This window comes from Bradyrhizobium sp., from assembly GCF_036735945.1.
Lineage (GTDB): Bacteria > Pseudomonadota > Alphaproteobacteria > Rhizobiales > Xanthobacteraceae > Bradyrhizobium.
On the sequence record NZ_DAINNI010000248.1, the window covers coordinates 1 to 1565 of the forward strand.

Annotated in this window: 1 protein-coding gene; it reads left to right on the forward strand. The window is 64.1% G+C overall.

Annotated features, from left to right (window positions below; genetic code table 11):
• On the forward strand, positions 1-1515 hold a 1515-nt coding region (locus tag V7E26_RS29935), incomplete at its 5' end, for a TRAP transporter large permease (RefSeq protein ID WP_324422989.1).
• Between the last annotated feature and the right edge of the window lie 50 nt (positions 1516-1565).

Below are 1565 nucleotides of genomic sequence, written 5' to 3' on the forward strand. Positions count from 1 at the left end.
GTGATGGAGCGCGGCGCGCTGGTCGACAAGATGTTCTATTCGATCCAGCTCGCGTTCCGCCGCCTGCCCGCCTCGCTCGCGGTTGCGACCCTGATCGTCTGCACCTTCTGGGGTATCGCCTCGGGGCTGGTCGGCGCCGTCGTGGTGCTGATGGGCGTGATCGCCTTCAACCCGATGCTGCGTGCCGGCTATGACGTCAAGCTCGCTTCCGGCGTCATCACCGCCGGCGGCACGCTCGGCATCCTGATCCCGCCTTCGGTGATGATCATCGTCTATGCCGCGGTTGCGGGCCAGTCGGTGGTGAAGCTCTATGCGGCGGCGATGTTTCCCGGCTTCTTCCTGGCCTTCCTCTACCTCGTCTATGTCATCGGCTGGGCGATGCTCAACCCGAAGGTCGCCCCGCCCCTGTCGGAGGAACAGACCCGCGTCCCCGTGCCGGAATGGATCACGAAGTTCTCGTCCCTCTATTCGCCGAACATGTTCGTCGGCCTGACCAAGGCGCTGTTCGCGCCGTCAGGTGCGAAGGCGCTTGCGATCGGCGGCAAGCCGATGGGCTACGGCGCGATCGTGCAGAACTTCCTCATATCGCTGGTGCCGCTCCTGCTGCCCGTGATCACGCTCGCCACGGTGTGGTGGTATGTCGTCATCCATCAGCAGGCCGGCGCCGCGGGCGAGGCCGTCGAAGGCCTGCAACAGCTCGGCAGCGCGGTCGAGGCAAAGGAGCTGTCTCCCTCCGAACAGGGACCAGCCACCCAGTTCTATATCTGGTTCGCGATCTCGGCCGTTGTGCTGGCGGCGTGGACGGCGCGCTCCTACTTGCGCATGAACGGCGAGCGCTTCGAGGTGCTCCGGCTCCTGACGTCGTCGGTGATGCCGCTCGGCATCCTCACCGTTGTCGTGCTGGCGGTGATCCTGTTCGGCATCACGACCGCGACCGAATCCGCCGGCGTCGGCGCGGCCGGCGCCTTCATCCTCGCCTTCCACGCCCGCACGCTCGACTGGAAGCGCACCAAGGAAGCGGTATTCCTGACCGCCAAGACCACCGCGATGGTGTGCTGGCTGTTCGTCGGAAGCGCGCTGTTCTCGGCGGTGTTCGCCATTCTCGGCGGCCAGGCGCTGCTGGAAAGCTGGGTGCTCTCGCTCAACATGTCGCCCGTGCAGTTCATGATCCTGTCGCAGGCGATCATCTTCATTCTCGGCTGGCCGCTGGAATGGACCGAGATCATCATCATCTTCGTGCCGATCTTCCTGCCGATGCTGAAGCATTTCGGCATCGACCCGGTGCTGTGGGGCGTGCTGGTGTTCGTGAACCTGCAGGCGGCGTTCCTGTCGCCGCCGGTCGCGATGTCAGCGTTCTACCTCAAGGGCGTCGCGCCGAAGCATGTCACGCTGAACCAGATCTTTGCGGGCATGATGCCCTACATGCTGATCGTGATCCTGTGCATGGTGATCATGTATCTGTGGCCCGGCATGACGCTGTGGCTGCCGAACTATCTCTACGGCGGCGCCGGCTAGTACCCGGAATCATAGCTGAGTGATACGTCGACTTTTGAAGGGACGCTGGC